This window comes from Clostridium sp. OS1-26, assembly GCF_030915445.1.
GTDB lineage: Bacteria > Bacillota > Clostridia > Clostridiales > Clostridiaceae > Clostridium_AM.
The window spans coordinates 5445934-5468107 of record NZ_CP133264.1 but is presented as its reverse complement, the minus strand read 5'-3'; the positions used below and the strand labels follow the sequence as shown (position 1 = coordinate 5468107).

The window sequence follows — 22174 nt, the reverse complement described above, 5'->3', positions numbered from 1 at the left end:
AAACTATTGCTATACTATATATAAATTTGGTATCATAGTACTTAAAACATGTAATATTTTATAAAAAAATGTAAATATAGCTAGAATAGAACGGATCTACAGTAACTTGAAAAGGAGAGGCATAAAATGAGTGTAGAATTAAAACAAAAAAGAGTAAACGTAGCCATGAAGAAAGAAAAGGCTGATTTAGTAATAAAGAATGCAAACATAATAAATGTATTTACAAAGGAAATAGTTCAGGGTGACATTGCTATTTGTATGGACCAAATAGTAGGGATAGGTAATTATAGTGGTATTAATGAAATTGATGCTAAAGGTAAATATGTATGTCCAGGATTAATTGATAGTCATGTACATATAGAATCAACTATGGTTACTCCCTCAGAATTTGCTAAAGCTGTTCTACCACATGGGACCACAACAATAATAGCTGATCCGCATGAAATTGCAAATGTATGTGGAATTAATGGAATTCACTTTATGTTAAATCAATCTAAATCACTACCTTTAAATGTTTATTTTATGATGCCTTCATGTGTTCCAAGTACTCCTTTTGAAAATAATGGAGCAGTTTTAAGTGCCGAATTAATTGAACCGCTCTTATCAAGTGAAAGAATTTTGGGGCTTGGAGAAGTAATGGATTACCCCTCTGTAGTTAGCGGAAAAGAAGAAATGTTAAAAAAGATTGATTTATTTGACGATAAAATTATAGATGGGCATTCACCAAATTTAACTGGGGAGGCCCTTAACGCTTATCGTGTTGCCGGTATTATGACGGATCATGAATGCACAACTATAGATGAAGTAATAGAACATTTAAGACTCGGAATGTATTTACAAATAAGGGAAGGCTCTGCTGCTAGAAATCTAGAGAACATAATAAAGGGAATGTTAAGAAAAAATATGGGATTCAATAGATGTATATTTTGTACTGATGATAAACATCTTGAGGACATAAAAAAAGAAGGACATATAAGTTACAACATAAAGAAAGCTATAGCTTGTGGAGTTGATCCAATTGAAGCGATATGTATGGCTACCATTAATACTGCTCAATGTTATAGGCTAAAAAGACTTGGAGCTATTGCTCCCGGTTATTCTGCAGACTTAATAATATTAGATAGTCTTGATGAGTTTAATATTGATAAGGTTTTGTATCGTGGAGATGTTGTATATGAGAATAATAAGTTATGCACAGAAATATCTTTAAAAATAGAGGATAGAAATGTTTTTAATACCGTTAGAATTCCAAACATAAGTATAGAGGATTTGAGAATAAGCCTAGAAAATAATACAGCTACAGTTATAGGTCTAACTTCTAAGGAACTTATTACAAAGAAAGAAACAGCAGAAGTTAGAGTTATAAATGGTGCCTTTGTACAGGATGAACAGTTTTCGAAGGTTGCAGTTATTGAAAGGCATAAGTCAACAAAAAATATCGGACTTGGTATAGTAAGTAATTTTAATATTAAAAATGGAGCGATTGCAAGTACCGTTGCTCATGATTCGCATAACCTCATTGTTGTAGGTGATAATGATGAAGATATGCTTATTGCTATAGAAGAATTAAAAAGAGTAAATGGAGGATATACGATTGTAAGCAGAGGAAAGGTAGTTGGTACACTTGAACTGCCAGTTGCTGGTATAATGAGCAATAGTACTGCCGAATATGTTGAGAATACTCTCAATAGTATGCTTGAAGAAGCATTTAAGCTTGGAATTAATAATAAGATAGATCCCTTTATAACATTATCATTTTTAGCTCTTCCAGTAATACCGGAAATTAGGATAACAGATCAAGGATTGTTTGATGTTTCGAAATTTGAATTTATAAAATATTAATCAAATAAATTTTATATAAAATAAGCAATTAGCATAATGAAATTCTAAAATTAATACGATAAATAAAAGGATAAATAAGGTATGGGTAGGGGGAAACAATATGTTTGGTAAAAAGTCACAATGTTATGAGGTTGCGTATATTACAAATTATGTGCAAGATTATCTAAAAGGAGGAAAACCAGAAAAACCAGTTTTAGAAAAGGATGTTCATCGATATATATTTGAATTGTTTAACAAAATTTTAGAATCTGGATCATTAAATAATTCGCTCCTTTTAGAATTAGTCAATGAGGCGTCATTACTTAGCGATTTTGACATAAATATGTCCTTTATTTCAAAAGAATTAAAAAAAGTTGCTCAGCAATTGGCTGAATCTAGTGAATCAAACATGGCAGTAGTTGAGCAAACTACTGCAAATGTAAGTCAAGTAAGTGAGGCGATCATCCATAATACAGAAGTATTAAACGATTTGGTGGAGAAATCCAATAATTTAATTGAAACGAATGATGACAATAAGAATCAGCTTCAGCAAATTAATCAAATAAAAGAAACGGTAGTCAATGATGCGGAAATAATGTCTGAGAAAATAAAGGCATTAGAAGAGCTATCTTTGCAGGTTGATGAGATTGTTGCTGGTGTAAGTATGATTGCAGATCAGACAAATCTTCTTGCATTAAATGCTAGTATTGAAGCGGCTCGTGCTGGAGAACATGGACGTGGATTTTCTGTAGTTGCTGATGAAATTCGTAAGTTGGCTGAAGATACAAAGCTTAAACTTAATAATATGCAAGCTTTTACTAACGATATTAGAAACGCAACCAGTGAAAGTATGAATAGCGTTAATAATACTATAACGTCAATGATAGATATGAGTAAAAAAATTGAAAAAGTTAATATATCTTTTGAAGAAAGCGCTCATAGCCTCGAAACCACTGTAAGTGGGATTACTAGCCTAGCAGGCAGTATGGAAGAGATAACGGCATCCTCTGAAGAAATATCTTCTGCTATGGATATTGTTGCAGTTGAGTCAGAAAAAATTAGTCATATGACAAGAGTAGTGTCGGATGACTCTGAAAAGGCTCATTATTATGCTAACAATCTTGGTAAAATAGATGAGAACATTTCTGAAATTATGAAAGAATTAGTAGAAGTTTTAAATAGCAGTACTAATCCAATTTCAAATGAAGAATTTTTAAATATACTGGAGGACGCTATAAAAGCTCATAAAACGTGGATGGATAAGCTTCAGAAAATAGTTGAAAGTAATGAAGCAATGCCAATTCAGCATAATGGTATGAAATGTAAGTTTGGACATTTCTATAATTCTATAAATGTTGAGCATCCAAAGATAAAAGATGAATGGGATGGAATAAATGAAAATCATTTACTTTTACACAGCAAAGCACATAAAATAATAGATGCAATAGATGAAAACAGAAGTGAAGACGTCTATAATATATTTAAAGAAACTAAAGAATTGTCTGATAAGGTAATTTCTACTTTAAATGTTATTGCAGAAAAAGTAAGATCCATTGATGAGAGAGTTTTTGAGATGAAGCTGTAAAGAACATAAAAAATAGAAACTGACAAAGTGAGTTTTAGAATAGACTACATGGAGAGTGTTGAATTATGAAATTATTTCAAGTAAGAACTCAAGTTTGTAAATTTAATGATTGTAAGGAATTTGTAGAATTCTTTAACATTGGTGAAGGAGATTTTATATTAACTAGTGAATCTACATATAAATCTTTCATGAGTTCTTTAAATTTAAAAGCAGATGTGATGTTTAAAGGAAAATACGGACAAGGTGAACCATCAGATGAAATGATTAATTTAATTATAAAAGATATGGAAGGCAAGAAGTATAAGAGAATCATTGCTATTGGTGGAGGATCAATTATAGACATAGCTAAGTTACTTGTAATCAAGGATGCAAAGAATACCCTTGATTTGTTTGAAAAAAGAATATCATTTGTTAAAGATAAAGAATTGATTATAGTACCTACAACCTGTGGAGCTGGTTCTGAAGTTTCCAATATATCAATAGCTGAAATAAAGGAAAAGAATACAAAGATGGGACTTGCAGTAGATGAATTATTCCCAGATTATGCGGTGCTTATTCCAGAGCTAGTAAAAGGACTTCCTTATAAATTTTTTGTAACAAGTTCTATAGATGCATTGATACATGCTATAGAATCCTTCGTATCACCAAAATCTAATACATATACTGAATTGTTCAGTGTAAAAGCAATAGAATTAATTTTAAATGGATATGTAAAGATATTAGAGAAGGGAAAAGAATATAGAACAGAAATAATTGAGGATTTTCTTGTAGCTAGCAACTATGCTGGAATTGCTTTCAGTAATACAGGTACGGGTCCAGTACATGCACTTTCTTATCCATTAGGAGGCATTTATCACGTTACCCATGGAGAAGTAAACTATCAAATGTTTGTGGAAGTGTTTAAAACATATAATAGAAAACATCCTGAGGGAAAAATTAAGGATATTAATAAAGTATTAGCTAATATTCTTGGATGTAACACTGATGTAGTATATGAGGAGTTAACAGTTGTTTTAGATAAATTATTATGTAGAAAGCCATTAAAAGAATATGGAATGAAGACAGAAGAAATAGAAATCTTTACTGACAGTGTAATAGCTGGTCAGCAAAGACTATTGGTAAATAGTTATGTTCCGCTTTCAAGAGAAGACATAATGGGTATATATGAAAATCTATATTAGAAAGCTGTATATATAGCAGAATAGATTTGATAAATTTAAAAAGTGTATGCAGGAAATAATTCTGTATGCACTTTTTTCTTATGACAAATTTTAAAACCACTCAATGTGGCATATTTAAGTTAGCCAAAAAAATTGTTGAGGCAGAAATAGGATACAGCAGAGAAACTATAGAAAAGCTTTTGAAAAGATTTGTATGTTATGGTAAAATCGCATACTGTGAAGAAACTAAAGAGCTTATGATTTTAAACTGGATGAAATATAACTTCAGCAGCAGCAAAAATACAATAGCTTGTATAAACAAAGAACTTAAAGAGATTAAACATAAAGAGTTTAGAAATATACTATATAAAATATGTGTTGATAGAGACTATCCTGTGGAAGAGATTTTTAAGGATATTGAAGTTGACATAGATTGTGATGGAGAAAATATTAAAAATAAAACAGAATGTGATGAGAAGGATATTTATGTTAATATTGAGGACGAAGTAAAATACAACAGGAAAAATGCTTGTAAAGATATTGAAGCTGACACAAGCTATGTTGATGAAGGTATTGAAGAGGAGATAGATTATGATTTAGAAAATACTTTTGAAGTAGACGGAGATGAGAAAATTATAAGCCCCTATGAAGGGGCTTATAAGGGGCTAGGGGAAAAAGAAACAAAAAAAGAAAAAGCCTGATAGGTCTATTAATAGGTGCAATACAGCAGCATATGTGTATGTAGACTAAATTCAAGAGTAATAGAGTGCCGAGGTGAACAGGGCCATACTTTTTGACTTGAGAGGAATAAAGAAGTATAGAGCAGTATGCAGATGTGAGGGTATTTTTGTATAAGGACGAGCACTGCCTAAGAATAGTGAAAGCAATGGGATTATTGAGTTTATTGCGGCAAAGAATGGGAGCGGTCAGCTTAAGATATTACTTGTAAAGTAGGCTGGCAGAAAAGAATTTTTAGCTGTCAAATGAGGCAGGCGCAATAACAGCTCCCTAATGGATTTTATATGCTAATTATGTAGTTTTGCCCATAAAAATAAAGGCAAATAGCATTATTTGTAGAATATATAGTACAGTAGATTATGTTTAAAATAGGAAGTTCAATACCTTATTTATTATGATTCAAAAAGTGTCGTAATAGTAAGATAAAACGTGAAAACTGTAATTTATAGTGACACATTTTTACTATAAAAAATTAGGAGAGTTAAATATGCAAAATTTGATATTAACACCTACTGGATTTACTAATAAAAACATTGTTCACGCAGAAGAAGGTACAGAATGTGGATATTTAAATACAAGTGATTGTCCTAATATTAAATTAACGGACAATCAAGCCATAATAATTACAGATAATGATATTGCTATAATTGAGTAAAAAATCAAAAATTCGTATTTTTCCTATTTTCTGTTACAAGGGCAATTAATTAAGATATAACTTGTTGTAGGTAGTGAAATTAAGAAGGCTTGGTGTAACTTATAATTGTACGTAAAATTGGACATATGTGATGTATGCTAATTCATAAAATATACGCTATCACATTGTATAGCAGATAATAAACAAGGTTAATTAAACATCATTGCTAATGGATTAGAGTTTATCGCAGATTGTAATTGATGATCATCGATATGTGTATATATCAGTTGTAGCAACACTTTCATGACCAAGGATTTGTTGTAGAGAACGAATATCTACTCTGCCATATTTATACATAAGAGTAGCAGCTGTGTGACGAAGTTTATGCGTTGATATAGAATTTGTGTCAAGTCCAGAAGAAATAACATATTTTTTTACAATGTTTTGGATAGCCTTTGTAGTAATACGTTTATTATTTCTGGATATAAATAGAGCATTGTCAGAAATTTTAATGGAATTTCTAATATGTAGCCAATTATTAATAGCTTTTTTAGCAGCAGGTGTTAGAAAAATTTTACGTTTTTTATTACCTTTACCGACTACAGATAAAATATCATTATTTACTTGGTCTATGTTTAAACTAGCTAACTCAGATAATCTTAATGCACAATTAAGAAAAATAGTTATTATACAATATATGAAGAGCTGTGTTTGTAGAAAAGAAATAGACTGGTATAGAAAAAGCATAACAAAAGGCTATCAACAAATAATAGTATTATTGTACCTTAATTTTCAGCGTTTTGATTAAGGGCACTATGCTTGCCGTAGTAAAGAATTTTCAATGATGTATTAGCAAGGAGGAAGGAATTATGAGTGGTATATTTAAGGCATACGACATAAGGGGTATCTACAACAAAGAGTTTAGTAGGGACGATGTGTACAGGATAGGATATTTTATCCCTAGACTTCTGAAAGCTGATAAAGTGCTTGTAGGCCGCGACTGCAGGGTGTCGTCGGATAAGGTATTCGAATACCTTTCAAAGGGTATAACCGACAGTGGGGCAGATGTTTATAACATAGGATTGTCCACAACTCCAATGGTTTATTTTGCAACAGCCAGGCACGGGTTTGATGCGTCGATACAGATAACAGCATCTCATAACCCTAAGGAATATAATGGGCTTAAGATTTCCAGAACAGGTGCCTTGCCCGTTGGAATTGATTCAGGCCTTGCTGAGCTTGAGAGCATGGTAAGAAATAATAAAATAGAAGTAGCAGGTAAAAAGGGAAAGGTAGTAGATTTTAAAATAAGAGAGGAATATATTAATTTTCAAAGAATACATATGCTGGACCTCTCGAGTCTTTCCATAGCAGTTGACTGCTCCAATGGCATGACTTCTTTGATTATAAGGGATATATTGGGAACATCACCCCATTACATATTTGATACACTGGATGGTACATTTCCCAACCACGAACCCAATCCTCTAGACGAAAAAAATGTAGTAGATCTCCAAAGAGCAGTTGTTGAAAACAAATGTGATGCAGGGGTTATATACGATGGTGATGGGGATAGAGTTGTTTTTGTTGATGAGAAGGGGAGATTTATTCCGCCGGATATTATGATTGCTGTAATTGGCATGTACTACCTTGAAAGGGAAAAGGGTAATGTTCTTTATGATATCAGGACATCAAAGGCAGTTTCGGAATGCATAACGAAATTGGGAGGCGAGCCTCATATGTGGAAGGTGGGGCATGCTTTTGCAAAGGTAAAGCTCAGAGAGATAAAGGGTATCTTTGGAGGCGAGCTTGCAGGCCATTACTACTTCCGGGACTTCTTCAACTGTGACTCTGGAATTTTTGCAAGCCTCATATCATTGAATGTAATAAGTAGAGTAAAAAAAGAAGGAAGGCTTTTTTCCGAATTGATTGATTCCATAAGGAAATACCCTAATTCAGGGGAGATCAACTTTCGCATAGAGCAAAAAGATGAAGCCATGGAAAGATTAAAAAATGAACTCACACAAAAGGAAATAGCAGTAGCATTCTACGACTTTGATGGCTACAGGATAGAATTCAAAGACTGGTGGTTTAACGTGAGAATGTCCAATACTGAGCCATATCTTAGGCTGGTGGTTGAAGCAAACAGCGAAGATTTGCTTGAGAAAAAGCTATCTAAACTTAAAAGTATACTTGGAGAGTTTAAGTAAATATAATATATGTTTTAGCTAATAAGGCACATTAGAAAATCCAATGTGCCTTAAAGTCCGAATTTCTATATGTTTATATGGACAGGGGACAGGTACAATGTCTCAGGCGTACTGCAAATCACACAATAATAAAATTGCATAATTTAATTGAAAACCGTATCATAGGTAATGTGAGGTTTCTAGGTATAGTTGAACTTCACATTATCTATAAAAATTGGTATGCTATATATCTACCAGTTAGGCTAATAATCAGAAGTTAATACTTTAATGGTAGAGTGGTCAAATTGTAAATTAATTTAGGATGTTAATTCATAGGAGGGATTCATGGCTTGGAGCAAAATGAAGCAAAGTCTAGAGAGTTTTCTTTGCCCTGCATTATATGGCAGGGTAGAATATAGTGCCACTAGCTACCGATATTTATCTGATAAAGCGGGGCAATGCTATATTAAAGTAGATAAAAAGAACATATTCAATATGAGTGATACAAGCACCTTAATCAGATGGTATCAGACAGAGCAGGAAATAAAGGATGATTCGGATATTCAAATTTCTATAAATAGTGAGGAAATTGAAACGGTCAGAAAAGATACAAATGGGACAGTCCCAGAGGATCGGTTAAAAGTAATTGCAAGAAATAGAAAAATATCAGAATATGCAAAGGAAATGTTATCCGTACAGGCAGCATTAAGCAAATCAAATTTTAATGTTGTAGCAAATAGATTTTTAACTATTTCTATAGAGGAAAGTCTAGAGAGTAATGATATCTTATTGAATATTTTGGCCTTGGTGGACAGACGAGTGGGAAAAAAGCGACTTTTAAACATGGCCGAGAAAATGAAGTTGAAGCACCCAATTGTACAGTATTTTTATGAATTGCGGCTTAGTACTCTTGATATGGGGAACTGATTCCTAATCTATGTTCAGTAAAAGGTAGTATAAATTTAATTTATCAGCTTCCAATTATCCATATTAATTGGACAAAATGTAGTAATTCTCATTAGGCTAATAATGGGGAGTTTATGTATATAAAATGTACATTATAATTTTCAATATTTCGATTTAGAAAGTGTCATCAATGTGGTAAATGATGACACTTTTTATTCACATAGTTTTATTATTAGGCTGGGATTTAGCAAAGAAGAAAGATATCGTTAATAGAATAGTAAAATTTTGCGAAGGAAGACATATAGTTGATTAAATCTTAATATTGTGCTAAAATTAGTTTATAATTTTAAACTTGTAAATCATAATTTAATTATATATTTAAGTTTTCTAGGGTTCCGCAGTTTGTAACTGGCAGGTCCGAGAGAAAACTCACAGTTGACTGTGTACACGGAAGGATAAAAGCCTGGGAGATATTTAATAATATTTCTATGGCTTTTTTATTTTTTATTGTTGAGGAGGTATATTCTAATGAAAAAATTTGTTACTGAAGATGACTTTTGGAACCTATTTCCCAATGCAAGGATTGGTGTTGTTGCTTGCCATGGCATAGATAACTCTATAAAAGATGAAGAACAATATAAGGAAATGATTTCAAAAGCAGAAAAAGAAGCTTTAAACCATCTACATAATGCAGAATTCAGTAGTAACGAAGTTATAAAAGTATGGAGAGAGGCGTTTCAAAAATTTAAAACAAAGAAAGGTGCAAGGTCATCGATTGAGGCATTACTAAAGCGTGTGCATAATGGAAACCATTTAGGAACTATTAATCCTCTGGTTGATATTTACAACTCTATTTCATTAAGATATGGATTGCCCTGTGGTGGTGAAGATATCGATACATTTGTTGGGAATATAAGATTGACTAAGGCAGTTGGAAATGAAAAATTTGTTACATTAGGAACGGATGAAAATGCACCACCATATGAAGGTGAAATAGTATATAAAGATAATGAAGGAGCAATTTGCAGGTGCTTTAATTGGCGCGAATCAGTAAGAACAATGCTCACTGAAAATACAAAGAATGCTTTTTTGTGCATTGAATTAATTGATGAAAGAAGATTAAAAGAGTTTGAGAATGCTTTAAAAGATTTAGCAAAAATGGTACAGGATAACTTAGGTGGAACATGTAACATTTCAATTCTTGATATTAACAATAAAGAAGTATTAATAATGTAATTTGAGGAGGTTAAAGGTCTAAATGACCTTTAACGGGCAACCTGCGAGCGGGAGCGAGCAAGATTAGGTCGCCCCGTGGGCGAAGCCAAAGGTCTAAATGGACTTTAACGGGCAACCTGCAAGCGGGAGCGAGCAAGATTAGGTTGCCCCGTGGTCGCAAGATAAAGTCCTAAATGGACTTTAACGGGTAGTCTACTGGTGAGAACTAGTGAGATAGACTACCCAGTGTCGTAAGAAAGGAGAAAAAGGTGATGGGTGGTTTCAGTTATAAAGATAATTATATTGAAGATGGAAGAAGGGTACTGGAAGTTAACATACTTCCAGAAAAGCATTGTAACTTTGACTGTATATTTTGTCCTATTGGAAGGTCGCAAAATAAGGTAGATACCCAAAAGTCATTTGATGAAATAGATAGTTCATTGAAAGAACTAGAAAGCATGATGGAGAATACAAAAGCAGAATTAATCTTTATTAACTCAAAAGGAGAAGCCTTAGTAAATGATAAAATTGGTGATATTGTTGACTTTATCAAAGTAAAAGGTTTACCTGTAAGACTGCTTTCTAATGGATATTTACTAGGCAGAGATGAATATATAAAAATTGCTAATAAATGTGATGAGGTTGTTGGAGAGATAAAAGTAATAACAGAAGAAGATTTTCAAAAAGTCCAAAGACCGATTGAAGGTTATACGTTAGCAGAATATATTTCAAACATGGTTTCCTTTAATAAGCAATACGAAGGGAAATTTATATTTGAAATTACTATCATTAAGGGCTATAACGATGATGAAGAATCAATTCAGAAGATAAAAAATATTATTAAGGAAATATCTCCTAACAAGATAATTATTGCAAGAATGGAAGATGAAAGATTTAAGAAAAAACTTGGTATAACTGATGAAAGACTTGAGGAAATTTCAAATGCATTACTAAATATTTAGTAATGCTAATAAACAATATTCTAATTTGCATTTCTAATGATGAACCATATAATATATTTATACATAATACAGGCAACTATTTTTTATGAAAATAGTTGCCTTGTTATTTAATGTTCCATTAGATCAGTTAAAGAGACCTCTTGTTCACTTTTAGGGTTGTTTAGAGGATGTATTTTAGCAGTCTCTTTATTGTCGTCTACACTTTCGATGTAAATTCGTGTTCCATTATGTGTTACATCAGCCATAATTGTTGATGAAGCAATTTCCTTTGCGCGTACTTTATCCATGGTAATAACCTCCACTTATTATTTTTTAGACAATCATAATTTTTACATTAAACTAATAAAATATTCTTTAATTATAGGAAAAGTTTCTATGAATTAAGTTTATCAGAAATAACGTGGAGTTATTGAGATGCAGAACATAAAAGAAAGAGTTGAAAGTGCTTTAATAAAAGCTGGAGAAGTACTTTCTACTTCAATTATGAATAAAAATATGATTGAAGAAAATAGAAGTTACTTTTGTAATTTTTTAATAATGCTTTATGTAAATATATGTTTTTATCTTAAACTTTATGTGGCTGTTTTTCTTTTGTCTAATTGAAAGGATATATTTAAGATTAAGCCAGTTTTTTATTTAATTTACGTGTATTTTAACAACAGGGTAAGAATAAATTATAATATAAACTCATTATTATGGGTTGGGAAAAATTGCTTTTATACAGAGGGATTACAAAATGAATAAGAACAAATATATAATGAGGTGATATAAAATGATTATCCAAGGTATCAATTACTCTTCTGATTCCGAAGCTAGGGAGTCAATAGTGGATATTGGACGAAGAATATATGAAAAAGGGTTTGTAGCAGCAAATGATGGGAATGTTAGCTGCAAAGTTGGCCCTAATACCATATGGGTAACTCCTACAGGTGTATCTAAAGGTTTTATGAGCACTGACATGATGGTAAAGACGGATATGGATGGTAACATAATAGAAGGAAAACTAAAACCAACCTCCGAATTGAAAATGCATTTGCGTGTTTATAAAGAAAACCCTGATATTATGGCAGTAACTCATGCACATCCTCCAATTGCTACTTCTTTTTCAATTGCTGGAATTAGCTTGGATAAACCAATTCTGCCAGAGGGAATTGTTCAATTGGGAACAGTTCCAGTAGCTCGCTATGCTACTCCTGGAACACAAGCTGTTCCTGATTCAATAGCGCCTTACTGCAAAACACATAATGCTGTACTTTTGGCAAACCACGGTGCCCTAAGCTGGGGAAAAGATATTTACCAAGCTTATTATAGGATGGAATCAGTAGAATATTATGCTAGTATACTTCTGTATACAGGCTATATAATCGGAAAACAAAATGAACTATCACCTAGTCAAGTTGAAGAATTATCAGGTGCCAGAAGCAATTCAAATGGAAAGTAGGGGCTTTATGAGTAATAGAGAGTTAAAAGTATTGGCAGTGGCAGATCCAGCAGTAAAAGTTTATGTTAATGCAGCGATAAGTATAGGAAATAGTGAAGATATGTCAGCTGTTGCAATGAAAGCTGCAAAAATAAGAATTGACTCATTGTTAACTAATTAAAAACCCTAGAAATTTAAGACTGTACATAAATTTGTGTACAGTCTTATTGCTGTACGTTTTTTAATTCAATTGTTTGTATTTTTCCATCAATAATTTATGTTAACTTTTATCCTTTCATCTTTATGTTCTATTGCTATGCCTGAACCACTGGATTTAAGAGTATAAGTTTTTCAATTGAATGAGTGCTATCAAAATTATTGGTTAGTTTTCCTCAATTTTCATTCCCCCAATAAGATTAATAACTACATCATGAATAATAATACAATCAGTATATGCAAATAATGGTATATTTGTCAACTGGAATTAATAAAATTATTATGTATAGACAAGGCATAAAATAAAAAAAGGGGGACAGGTTTTTATGAAAAAGATACTAGCTTTGACGTTAACAGCTTTAATGTGTATATCTTTGTCTGCATGTGGTAGTGGACAAACTTCAACTCAAACTTCAACGGATTCTGCACCAAAAGCAGGAGACACAGCATCTTATGCTAAGGCTCTAAAGGGTAAAAGAGTTGCAGTTGTTCGTAATCTTGCAGCTGGTGACCATACTCAACAATTTTTAGATGGTTGTGTATCGGAGGGTAAAGCGCTTGGTTTTACAGTTGATACTTTTGTAACAGATGGTGATGATGCTAAAGCTCAGGAGGTTACAGCTCAATGCATCCAAAAAGGATATGACGGACTTATAGTTTCCCATGCTCAGTTATCTTATGCGTATAATATGTTAAAGCCTGCTATAGATAAGGGAATGAAAGTAGTTACATTTGATAGTATGCCATTTAAAGATGGTGATGCAAAAGGTCAATTACTTGAAGGTGTAACTTCGACAGCACAGGATGACAATGCTTTAGCAAGTCTATCACTTGGATTCATGATGGAAGATTTTGAAAAAAATGGTGGAAAGTATCCTGTGAAAGTCTTAAAGACATTTATGGGACCTGGAATACCACCTCTAGATAGACGTAATGTTGTTTATACAAAATTAGAACAAGAAGGCAAGATTAAAACAGTTGAAGTTATTGCTCCATCAGATACAGCAAATGTTCGTGGTGATATGACTAATAAAACTTCTGCTATTCTTCCTAAGTATCCAAAAGGATCTGTAGATGCTATTTGGGGTTGCTATGATGAGCTTGCAAAAGGTGTATTACAAGCATTAAACGATGCTAAAAGAACAGATATTCCTATGTATACGATTGACATATCTAATGATGATATTCAATTAATGCTTAAAAATAAGGATGTATGGAAATCTACAGCTGCTGTTGACCCTAAATTAATCGGTATTGTTGACACTAGACTATTAGCTAAGAAATTCTTGAATTTAGAGACTCCACAGTATTTTAACTTAAGTGCAAACTTAGTTAAAACATCACAATTATCTTCAAATGTTAACATGACAAATCTTAAAACTGTTATAAATGGTTGGGGTGATCCTAATTCAAAAGAGGGCGCACTTAAAGAGCCTTGGATGGATGAAGTTAAGAAGGTTAACGGTCAATAATCCTAAAGATAATAAGTAATATTTAATTATATGTGAGGGTGAAGCAAATGGATAAAATTAAACTAGAAATGAAGAATGTTTCTATTGAGTTTCCAGGGGTTAAAGCTTTATCTAACGTTAATTTCAACCTTGAGGGTGGAACAATCCATGCGCTTATTGGTGCGAATGGTGCAGGCAAGTCAACTTTAATGAAAGTCCTAGCAGGTGCTAATTCAAATTATACAGGAGAGATTTTTATAGACGGGGGATCGGTTGAAATCCGGTCCCCTAAAGGTGCAAAAAATCTTGGCATTGAGATTGTATTCCAGGAGGTAGATACGGCTTTAATTCCTTATCTTACTGTTGCAGAGAATGTTATGTTTGGTTACATTGTAAACAAAATGGAAAAAAAACATTTGGTTAATTGGAATGAAATACGGGCAGCAGCCAGTGATATTCTAAAAAAATTAAATTTGGAACTTGATGTTAGACGGTTAACTTCAGACTTGACCTTGTCAGAAAAACAGATGGTGCTTATTGCCAGATGTGTAGTTGAAAAATGTAGAGTGCTAATTTTGGACGAGCCTACTGCTCCTTTGTCTGATTCAGAAACTAAAGAATTATTTAGGATCGTTCGTCAATTAGCAAAAGAAGGTGTATCTGTAGTATTTATATCACATAGAATTAGTGAATTATTCGAAATCTGTGATTCAATCACTATAATGCGTGATGGCCAAGTTGTTACCAGTATGCCTATTACGGAAGAATTAGAGCAGAGTAAAGTGATTGAATTGATGCTCGGTCAAAAGATTACTGATCAATATATAAAAAAACAAGCTGCTATTGGTCCTACATTATTAGAAGTGAAAAACCTTACAGAGATAAATAATCTGGTTAAAAACATAAACCTAACAATCAATAAAGGAGAGATAGTTGGAATAGCAGGTTTAGTTGGTGCTGGAAAAACTGAACTTTGCAAAACACTATTTGGTGCCTTAAAGCAAAAAAACGGAACTATAAAATTAAATGGTAAAGAAGTTAAATATAAAGATCCAAATGGAGCGGTAAAATGCGGATTTGCTCTTGTCCCGGAAGAAAGGCGAAAGGAAGGCGTATTAATTACTGATCCTATATATCGTAATATTAGTATTGCATCTATAAAAAAATATGCCAAAGCTCTTTCAATAGTAGATAAAAATAAAGAAAAGAAGGATGCCCGTACAATGATTGCTAACCTTGGAATTAAGACACCATCAGAGAATCAAATAGTTGCATTATTGTCAGGTGGTAATCAACAGAAGGTAGTCCTAGGAAAATGGTTGAATTCTGAATCAGAAATCTATATTTTTGATGAGCCAACGAAAGGTATTGACGTTGGTGCAAAACGTGAAATGTATGAACTAATTGAACGATTGGCAGCACAAGGAAAAGGTATATTATATGCAACTTGTGAATTTCAAGAAATACTATCAATTGCAGACAGAGTGTATGTAATGTTTGATGGGGAGATTATTAAAGAATTGAACAAGGTATCAGATACTGATGAGAAGGAACTGCTATATTATTCAATGGGGGGAGAATCAAATGAAAGAAGAAATAGTTGAAGATAAGAAGAAAAGCAAGTCTTTAATGAAGTTTATTACTAAATGGGGTACTTTTATAACAATAGTAATTCTATTCATATTCTTTACGTTTGCCAACTGGAATAGCGCTAAAAATTCAAGTGTTTTCTTAACTTATGATAACATGATAACCATTGTTAGGAGCATATCAATTACAGCAATTATAGCAATAGGATTGACTTATTCGTTAACTGTCAATGGAATGGACTTGTCAATTGGTGCTAATGCGAACTTTGCAGACTTTTTAGTTATGTCAATGTTTGTTTGGCACAGTATGGGTATATGCACATCTATTGCTCTATCTATAGTGATTTGTCTAGTCATCGGATTAATTAACAGTTTTCTAATAGTAAAAATGAAGATACCAGATATGGTTGCAGCCCTATCTACAATGTTTATGTTTCAAGGCGTTGCAATGACATATTCAAATGGTGGGGCTATTACTGAGCGTATGATGATGAAAGGTGGTAAGGCTGCTTTAGGCTTAGCACCACCTGCATTTAGAGGTCTAGGTAAGGAGCCTTGGATTATTGTAATCATGCTCATAGTAGTGTTATTTGCACATTTCTTTTTAAACTACACTAAGTATGGAAGATATATGTACGCAGTTGGAGGCAATCCCGAAGCGGCAAGGCTATCAGGTATTCCTGTTAATAAATATAGAATACTAGCTTATTTATTGTCTGCAAGTTTTGCAGCATTAGGAGGTATATTGATTGCTGCACGAGTTGGCACAGCTCAGGTTAATGCTGGAGCTGCATATTTAATGCCTGCTGTGGCAGCGGCATATATTGGATTCTCCGTTGCTGGAGCAGGAAAACCTAACGCATTAGGCACCTTGGCGGGAGCGGTATTGGTAGGCATGCTGGAAAACGGATTAATTATGATGTCTGTCCCATATTATGCGATGGATATTATAAAGGGTGCAGTGTTAGCAATAGCTTTAGCACTTACTTATGCTACTAAAAAAGAGACTTAGCAAAGAATTTTCTCTAATTACTTATAACAAACTTATATAAAATCTAATATACCTAAGAAAGGAAAGGTGAAAGATAATGTCTCGATTTGACGCTTACTTTTTAATGAAAACTGAAGATGTTGGAGAATATGTTCAGGAAAAACTTCGTTATTTTGATGATGATGCGAAATTAGAATCCAAAGAGATAGGTGATGGGAATATAAATTATGTATTCAGAATAAAAGATACTAAATTGGGAAAATCCATTGTTGTAAAACAAGCAGCAGAAGCTTTGAGAATATCAAGTGAAATGAAACTTTCTACTGATAGGGGCAGAATAGAGGCGAAGATACTGCAAATGCAAGAGGAGTATGCTCCTGGGCTTGTTCCAAAAGTATATATTTACGATGAAGTAATGTGTGCCATTATTATGGAAGATATGATTGGATACACTATGATGCGTACTGGATTAATGAATCATGAAATATATCCAAAGTTTGCAGAACATATAACAACATTCATGGTAAATACCTTGCTGCCTACAACTGACGTAGTTATGAACCATAAGGAAAAGAAAGAACTGGTTAAAGAATTTATTAATCCTGACCTTTGTGAAATTACAGAAGACTTAGTTTATAGTGAACCATATATTGATTACAATCATAGAAATAACGTCTTTCCACCGGTAGCAGGTTTCGTTAAGAAGGAATTATATGAAGATAAAAAGCTTCACCTAGAAGTAGCGAAACTAAAATTTGATTTTATGAATAATGCTCAAGCCTTAATTCATGGAGATTTACACACAGGCTCCATATTTATAAATAAGGAGCATACCTTTATGTTTGATCCTGAATTTGCTTTCTTTGGGCCTATTGGATATGATGTGGGTAATGTTATCGCTAATATGTTCTTTACTTGGTGTAATGGAGATGCAACTATTGATAACAAAGAGGAAAAAGAAAAATTCTGTAGTTGGGTTCTTGATACTATAGAAGAAATTGTTGATAAGTTTATAGCTAAGTTTAAAGCAAAATTTGAAGAGAGTGTAACTGAAATAATGGCTAAAAGAGAGGGCTTTCTAGATTGGTATTTAGGAAGTATTTTATCTGACACTGCAGGAGTTGCAGGGCTTGAATCTATAAGAAGAACTGTAGGCATGGCCAATGTTAAAGATATTACTACGATCTCAGATCAAGATAAAAGAGCTAGAGCAGAGAAAATGGTAATTACATTGGCTAAGAACTATATAATTAATAGAGATAAATTCAAGACTGGAGCAGATTATAGAAGGGCAATTAATGAAGTAATCGAAATGTATTCATAAAGTTAAGCTTAAATCAGATTTCTCTTAATCCATATCTGATTCTTAGTTGAAGGAATCCAATCACAGAGCGCGATGGTACTATTAGGTATAGTAGTCGTTGGAAAATAGAATACTTATCGCTAAAACTTATATGAAAGAAAGGAAAAAAGAATATGGACAAGGAAAAATTAATTACAGAGTACGACACGGTAGCTTTAGATGATGAAAATAATGCTTTAGTAATTATCGATCAGACAAAGCTTCCGGGTAAAACAGAAATATTAAGACTTACAAATATAAAAGATATATGGGATGCTATTTATTTGCTTAAGGTTAGAGGGGCACCTGCAATTGGTGTTGCTGCAGCCATTGGAGTATATCTTGCTGCTAAAGAAATCGACACAGACGATTTTGATTATTTCTACAGCCAATTTAATGAGGTGAAAAGTTATTTGGCTTCTTCAAGGCCAACAGCAGTTAACTTATTCTGGGCATTAGACCGTATGGATAACGTTGTTAAAGAAAATAAAAATAAATCTGTTTCAGAAATTAAACAACTACTTCATGATGAAGCAGTTGTCATAAGAGAAGAAGATATTTGGGTGTGTAAACAAATTGGAGAATTTGGACTAACTCTTGTTAAACCTGATGATGGTATTTTAACACACTGCAATGCAGGACAATTGGCTACAGTCAAATATGGAACAGCAACTGCACCTATGTATTTGGGGCATGAGAGAGGTTATAATTTCAAAATTTTTGCTGATGAGACAAGACCTCTTCTCCAAGGAGCAAGACTTACTGCCTACGAATTATTTGAGTCTGGACTTGATGTTACTTTGATTTGTGATAATATGTCAGCTACAGTAATGAAGAATGGCTGGGTTAACGCTATATTTGTAGGATGTGACCGTGTAGCTGCTAATGGCGATGCGGCTAATAAAATTGGGACTTCTGTAGTTGCTACTGTTGCAAAAAGATACAATATACCTTTTTATGTTTGTGCTCCAACCTCTACTATTGATATGAATACCAAGACTGGTGCAGATATTAAAATAGAGCAAAGACCAGCTGAAGAGGTTACAGAAATGTGGTATAAAGAGCGTATGGCTCCAAAAGGTGTTAAGGTATTCAATCCAGCCTTTGATGTTACTGATAATGATTTAATTTCTGGGATTGTAACAGAGTATGGAATAGCCCGAGCTCCATATACAGAAACATTGAAAGAGATATTTGAAAAGAAGAAACGATCAAAGATAGATTTTAAATAAGGGTATATAAATGATAAGTTGGCTAGTTTGCAGAAATTGTATCTAGCCAACTTATTTTTAATGAAGTCGATAATAGGTTATCAGATTATAATCACCTGTTTCAATTAGTTCTCCATTAGGTGAAAATACCTGAATTTTAGCTTTAGGTTCAATATCCTTTATTATCAAATTGATAATTTTCACTGTCAAATTGATAATTTTTTATCAAAATGATAATTTTTAATTGTCGGATTGATAGTAAATTATCAATTTTATATTTTGTGATAGTAGGACAAGCTTTGATGAAGATTATTATTTCGATATTTTTATAAGTTTTTTGTGAAATATATATAAAATGGCTATAAGAAATAGCAGTGTTTACAATTTACTACAGGAAGAAACAGTATTTGACCTTTATTTCTGGCATAAAAATTGCTGTATATTTATATAGTAAAAATTTATATCAATATTAATTCATATAAAATTTATTTGAAGAAGGGTGGAACAACCATGAGTGAAGTAATGAAAACAATGTCTTTTGAAAGAATTCTTGAGCTAGCTCTTCAAGATTATTATACAAAAGGAAAAATATTTGAAGTAGAGGAAAAGGATTTTCATAAGGATATCGATAACAGTATAGAAATGGAGTTTTGTGGAGAATATCTAAGATACCCAGTAGGTCCTGCAGCTGGTCCACATACACAATTAACTCAAAACTTCTTAGCAGCTTATCTAACAGGTTGTAGATATTTTGAACCTAAGACTGTTCAAATAGTAGATGGAAAGCAAATGCAAGAAATGATTGCAAGACCATGTATCGATGTTAAAAATGTAGGATACAATGTAGAATGGTCTACAGAGTTAACAGTTGAAGAAGCAAAAGAAGAATATATAAAAGCTTCAGTATTAATGCAAGTTATGGGTATTGAACTTGGACTATCAGATGTAAAGGATTTTATACTTAATATAAGTGTAGGATATGATCTTGAAGGAATTCAATCAAAGAAGATTTCCGACTTTATTGATGACCTTAAAGATGCAAAGAATACTGAGGCATTTAAAGAGTGTATAGAAGTATTAAAGAAAAACATAAATAAATTCAAAAGATTTAAGCTAGAAGATATAGATAAGATTACTTCAAAGATTACAAATATAGTTACACTTTCTACAATGCACGGATGTAAGGCAAGTGAAATTTTAAATATAGCAAGTCATTTAATATCAAATAAAAAGATAAACACATTACTAAAATGTAATTCTACATTATTAGGATATGATGCTGTAAGAGAAATCTTGGACAATTTAGGTTACAATGATATAGAATTAAAGAGAGAAGATTTCGATCACGATTTACAATTTGATATGGCTAAGGAAATAATAGCTAAGCTATTAGAAACAGCTAAGGAAAACAACGTAAAATTCGCAGTTAAATTAACAAATACACTACCTGTAGTTAATACTAGAAATGTTATGCCAGGCGAAGCTATGTACATGTCTGGAAAACCATTATATCCAATAGCAATAAATGTAGCTAAAAAAATTGCTAATGAGTTTAATGATATAACTATATCTATGTCAGGTGGAATAGATAAAAACAATGTATTAGATGTATTTAATGCTGGAATTGCTCCTATTACTATATCAACATTGTTCTTACAACCAAAAGGATATACAAACAACAATACTGTATTAAATGAAATGAAAAAAGCAGGACAAGCACCTAAGGGATTAAACCTTGAAGCTATAGATGCATTAGCTGATAAAGCAAAGAACGATGCTAACTACAAAAACAAAGGTAATGGAAAAGTTTTAGAAGACAAGCTAGAAACTTTTGACTGCTTAAAGAGCTGTGGAATCTGTGTTGACGTATGTCCAAATAGAGCAAATATGAGAGTTGTTGTTGAAGGACTTACATCTAATTACCAAATAGCTCACGTTGAAAACATGTGTAACGAATGTGGTAACTGCCATATGTTCTGTCCAAAGGGCGGCTTCCCATATCTTAAGAAAACAACTATTTATAAAAATTTAGAAGAATATAAGGATTCAAAGAATGCTGGTTTATTAAGAATTGGAGAAGATAAATTCTTGTTAAGAGAAGATGGAAAAGAATATATCTATGTAGCTAATTCAAAAGAAGATAAGAGCAAATTAGAAATGACTGTTGAAACAATTTTGAAAGATTATTCTTATTATATTGATAACATAGATGTTTTAAGTGAAGAAGAATTAAAAAAATATGTATAAATAATTTTGATTCCATATTAAAGAATTAGAGAAATAAATTATAAGTTAAAAAACTAGGGATTATAGGTTCCTAGTTTTTTGTACGTCCAGCGTGTATGCTGAACTGATAGACTGAAAGAAGCCTATGTCGCCTAACCAACGGGAAGACAATCTGAGAGCAAGGAGTTACTGGTAGCAGTAGGGCCTGAAGAAAGCTTGGAGGAGCAATATCACAAAAAGCCATTTGTCCAATGACAAATGGCTTTAATATTGACACAACAAAATAAAAGTGATATTATAAGTCTGGTGTCATTTTATTTAGAATTTATTTTATAAATCCCTAATTATATTATACACCTTTAAAAAAGCAATGTCAACAGGTTTAATAAATAATCTTACTGAATTATTTATTATAAGGAGGTTAAAGTCCTAAATGGACTTTAATGAGTAATTTTGCTAGGTAAAAGTTCTAAATGAATTTTTACGGGTAACTTGTGAGCGGAAGCGAACATCTTAAG

19 protein-coding genes, 1 pseudogene and 1 riboswitch are annotated in these 22174 nt (G+C 32.5%); of the genes and pseudogenes, 18 read left to right on the top strand and 2 right to left on the bottom strand.

Going from position 1 to position 22174, the window contains the following annotated elements; translation table 11 throughout:
• The first annotated feature begins 126 nt into the window (after positions 1-126).
• From ade to RCG18_RS26895, 5 genes are all read left to right on the top strand, one after another.
• A complete protein-coding gene (gene ade, locus RCG18_RS26915; protein WP_308039039.1) occupies positions 127-1842 on the top strand; it encodes an adenine deaminase in 1716 nt (571 codons plus the stop codon).
• A gap of 100 nt (positions 1843-1942) precedes the next feature.
• Positions 1943-3406 (top strand): methyl-accepting chemotaxis protein, encoded by a 1464-nt coding sequence (locus RCG18_RS26910; protein WP_308039038.1) that lies wholly within the window; start codon positions 1943-1945, stop codon positions 3404-3406.
• Positions 3407-3471: 65 nt separating this feature from the next.
• Positions 3472-4587: a 4-hydroxybutyrate dehydrogenase gene (locus tag RCG18_RS26905; protein ID WP_308039037.1), complete on the top strand. Its 1116-nt coding sequence runs from the start codon at positions 3472-3474 to the stop codon at positions 4585-4587.
• 80 nt (positions 4588-4667) lie between these two features.
• Positions 4668-5267 (top strand): hypothetical protein, encoded by a 600-nt coding sequence (locus RCG18_RS26900; protein ID WP_308039036.1) that lies wholly within the window; start codon positions 4668-4670, stop codon positions 5265-5267.
• 524 nt (positions 5268-5791) lie between these two features.
• Entirely contained in the window at positions 5792-5959 is a 168-nt protein-coding gene (locus tag RCG18_RS26895; RefSeq protein WP_308039035.1) for a hypothetical protein, read from the top strand.
• A 188-nt stretch (positions 5960-6147) separates the two neighbouring features.
• Here RCG18_RS26895 and RCG18_RS26890 read toward each other — a convergent pair.
• Positions 6148-6634 (bottom strand): annotated as a pseudogene (locus RCG18_RS26890) (tyrosine-type recombinase/integrase); the annotation flags it as partial.
• 173 nt (positions 6635-6807) lie between these two features.
• On the opposite strand from RCG18_RS26890, the gene RCG18_RS26885 reads away from it, so the two are divergent.
• From RCG18_RS26885 to RCG18_RS26870, 4 genes are all read left to right on the top strand, one after another.
• The gene (locus tag RCG18_RS26885; RefSeq protein WP_308039034.1) at positions 6808-8148 is read left to right on the top strand and encodes a phosphomannomutase/phosphoglucomutase; all 1341 of its coding nucleotides are present in this window, start codon (positions 6808-6810) and stop codon (positions 8146-8148) included.
• A 324-nt stretch (positions 8149-8472) separates the two neighbouring features.
• Complete coding sequence (locus tag RCG18_RS26880) at positions 8473-9054, top strand: hypothetical protein (RefSeq protein ID WP_308039033.1); 582 nt, start codon at positions 8473-8475, stop codon at positions 9052-9054.
• A gap of 355 nt (positions 9055-9409) precedes the next feature.
• Positions 9410-9505, top strand: a riboswitch (guanidine-I (ykkC/yxkD leader).
• Between the two features lie 56 nt (positions 9506-9561).
• A complete protein-coding gene (locus tag RCG18_RS26875) occupies positions 9562-10269 on the top strand; it encodes a B3/4 domain-containing protein (protein ID WP_308039032.1) in 708 nt (235 codons plus the stop codon).
• 251 nt (positions 10270-10520) lie between these two features.
• Positions 10521-11210: a radical SAM protein gene (locus RCG18_RS26870; RefSeq protein ID WP_308039031.1), complete on the top strand. Its 690-nt coding sequence runs from the start codon at positions 10521-10523 to the stop codon at positions 11208-11210.
• Between the two features lie 107 nt (positions 11211-11317).
• Here the strand turns inward: RCG18_RS26870 and RCG18_RS26865 are convergent, their stop codons facing one another.
• The gene (locus RCG18_RS26865; RefSeq protein WP_308039030.1) at positions 11318-11497 is read right to left on the bottom strand and encodes an H-type small acid-soluble spore protein; all 180 of its coding nucleotides are present in this window, start codon (positions 11495-11497) and stop codon (positions 11318-11320) included.
• 127 nt (positions 11498-11624) lie between these two features.
• Here RCG18_RS26865 and RCG18_RS26860 point away from each other — a divergent pair, with 127 nt between their 5' ends.
• The 9 genes from RCG18_RS26860 (at position 11625) to RCG18_RS26820 (ending at position 21677) form a co-directional block, all read left to right on the top strand.
• Positions 11625-11813, top strand: coding sequence for a hypothetical protein (locus tag RCG18_RS26860; RefSeq protein ID WP_308039029.1), 189 nt, complete (start codon positions 11625-11627; stop codon positions 11811-11813).
• Between the two features lie 169 nt (positions 11814-11982).
• Positions 11983-12651 (top strand): class II aldolase/adducin family protein, encoded by a 669-nt coding sequence (locus RCG18_RS26855; RefSeq protein WP_308039028.1) that lies wholly within the window; start codon positions 11983-11985, stop codon positions 12649-12651.
• 7 nt (positions 12652-12658) lie between these two features.
• Positions 12659-12811: a hypothetical protein gene (locus RCG18_RS26850; protein WP_308039027.1), complete on the top strand. Its 153-nt coding sequence runs from the start codon at positions 12659-12661 to the stop codon at positions 12809-12811.
• A gap of 361 nt (positions 12812-13172) precedes the next feature.
• A complete protein-coding gene (locus tag RCG18_RS26845; protein WP_308039026.1) occupies positions 13173-14318 on the top strand; it encodes a sugar ABC transporter substrate-binding protein in 1146 nt (381 codons plus the stop codon).
• Positions 14319-14386: 68 nt separating this feature from the next.
• On the top strand, positions 14387-15901 hold the full coding sequence (locus RCG18_RS26840) for a sugar ABC transporter ATP-binding protein (RefSeq protein WP_308039025.1): 1515 nt from the start codon (positions 14387-14389) through the stop codon (positions 15899-15901).
• Positions 15882-16898 (top strand): ABC transporter permease, encoded by a 1017-nt coding sequence (locus RCG18_RS26835; protein WP_308039024.1) that lies wholly within the window; start codon positions 15882-15884, stop codon positions 16896-16898. Before RCG18_RS26840 ends, RCG18_RS26835 begins: the two co-directional genes overlap by 20 nt.
• A gap of 76 nt (positions 16899-16974) precedes the next feature.
• Positions 16975-18201: an S-methyl-5-thioribose kinase gene (gene mtnK / locus RCG18_RS26830; protein ID WP_308039023.1), complete on the top strand. Its 1227-nt coding sequence runs from the start codon at positions 16975-16977 to the stop codon at positions 18199-18201.
• Between the two features lie 152 nt (positions 18202-18353).
• The gene (mtnA, locus tag RCG18_RS26825) at positions 18354-19451 is read left to right on the top strand and encodes an S-methyl-5-thioribose-1-phosphate isomerase (RefSeq protein ID WP_308039021.1); all 1098 of its coding nucleotides are present in this window, start codon (positions 18354-18356) and stop codon (positions 19449-19451) included.
• A 489-nt stretch (positions 19452-19940) separates the two neighbouring features.
• Entirely contained in the window at positions 19941-21677 is a 1737-nt protein-coding gene (locus RCG18_RS26820) for a 4Fe-4S dicluster domain-containing protein (RefSeq protein WP_308039020.1), read from the top strand.
• Positions 21678-22174: the final 497 nt, after the last annotated feature.

Bases quoted from the DNA above. Each gene is read 5' to 3' on its own strand.
- RCG18_RS26900 (WP_308039036.1), top strand. From the start codon at position 4,668: ATGACAAATTTTAAAACCACTCAATGTGGCATATTTAAGTTAGCCAAA.
- ade (WP_308039039.1), top strand. From the start codon at position 127: ATGAGTGTAGAATTAAAACAAAAAAGAGTAAACGTAGCCATGAAGAAA.
- RCG18_RS26885 (WP_308039034.1), top strand. From the start codon at position 6,808: ATGAGTGGTATATTTAAGGCATACGACATAAGGGGTATCTACAACAAA.
- RCG18_RS26875 (WP_308039032.1), top strand. From the start codon at position 9,562: ATGAAAAAATTTGTTACTGAAGATGACTTTTGGAACCTATTTCCCAAT.
- RCG18_RS26845 (WP_308039026.1), top strand. From the start codon at position 13,173: ATGAAAAAGATACTAGCTTTGACGTTAACAGCTTTAATGTGTATATCT.
- RCG18_RS26840 (WP_308039025.1), top strand. From the start codon at position 14,387: ATGAAGAATGTTTCTATTGAGTTTCCAGGGGTTAAAGCTTTATCTAAC.
- RCG18_RS26895 (WP_308039035.1), top strand. From the start codon at position 5,792: ATGCAAAATTTGATATTAACACCTACTGGATTTACTAATAAAAACATT.
- RCG18_RS26905 (WP_308039037.1), top strand. From the start codon at position 3,472: ATGAAATTATTTCAAGTAAGAACTCAAGTTTGTAAATTTAATGATTGT.
- RCG18_RS26910 (WP_308039038.1), top strand. From the start codon at position 1,943: ATGTTTGGTAAAAAGTCACAATGTTATGAGGTTGCGTATATTACAAAT.
- RCG18_RS26850 (WP_308039027.1), top strand. From the start codon at position 12,659: ATGAGTAATAGAGAGTTAAAAGTATTGGCAGTGGCAGATCCAGCAGTA.
- RCG18_RS26855 (WP_308039028.1), top strand. From the start codon at position 11,983: ATGATTATCCAAGGTATCAATTACTCTTCTGATTCCGAAGCTAGGGAG.
- RCG18_RS26865 (WP_308039030.1), bottom strand. From the start codon at position 11,497: ATGGATAAAGTACGCGCAAAGGAAATTGCTTCATCAACAATTATGGCT.
- mtnK (WP_308039023.1), top strand. From the start codon at position 16,975: ATGTCTCGATTTGACGCTTACTTTTTAATGAAAACTGAAGATGTTGGA.
- RCG18_RS26835 (WP_308039024.1), top strand. From the start codon at position 15,882: ATGAAAGAAGAAATAGTTGAAGATAAGAAGAAAAGCAAGTCTTTAATG.
- mtnA (WP_308039021.1), top strand. From the start codon at position 18,354: ATGGACAAGGAAAAATTAATTACAGAGTACGACACGGTAGCTTTAGAT.
- RCG18_RS26860 (WP_308039029.1), top strand. From the start codon at position 11,625: ATGCAGAACATAAAAGAAAGAGTTGAAAGTGCTTTAATAAAAGCTGGA.
- RCG18_RS26870 (WP_308039031.1), top strand. From the start codon at position 10,521: ATGGGTGGTTTCAGTTATAAAGATAATTATATTGAAGATGGAAGAAGG.
- RCG18_RS26880 (WP_308039033.1), top strand. From the start codon at position 8,473: ATGGCTTGGAGCAAAATGAAGCAAAGTCTAGAGAGTTTTCTTTGCCCT.
- RCG18_RS26820 (WP_308039020.1), top strand. From the start codon at position 19,941: ATGAGTGAAGTAATGAAAACAATGTCTTTTGAAAGAATTCTTGAGCTA.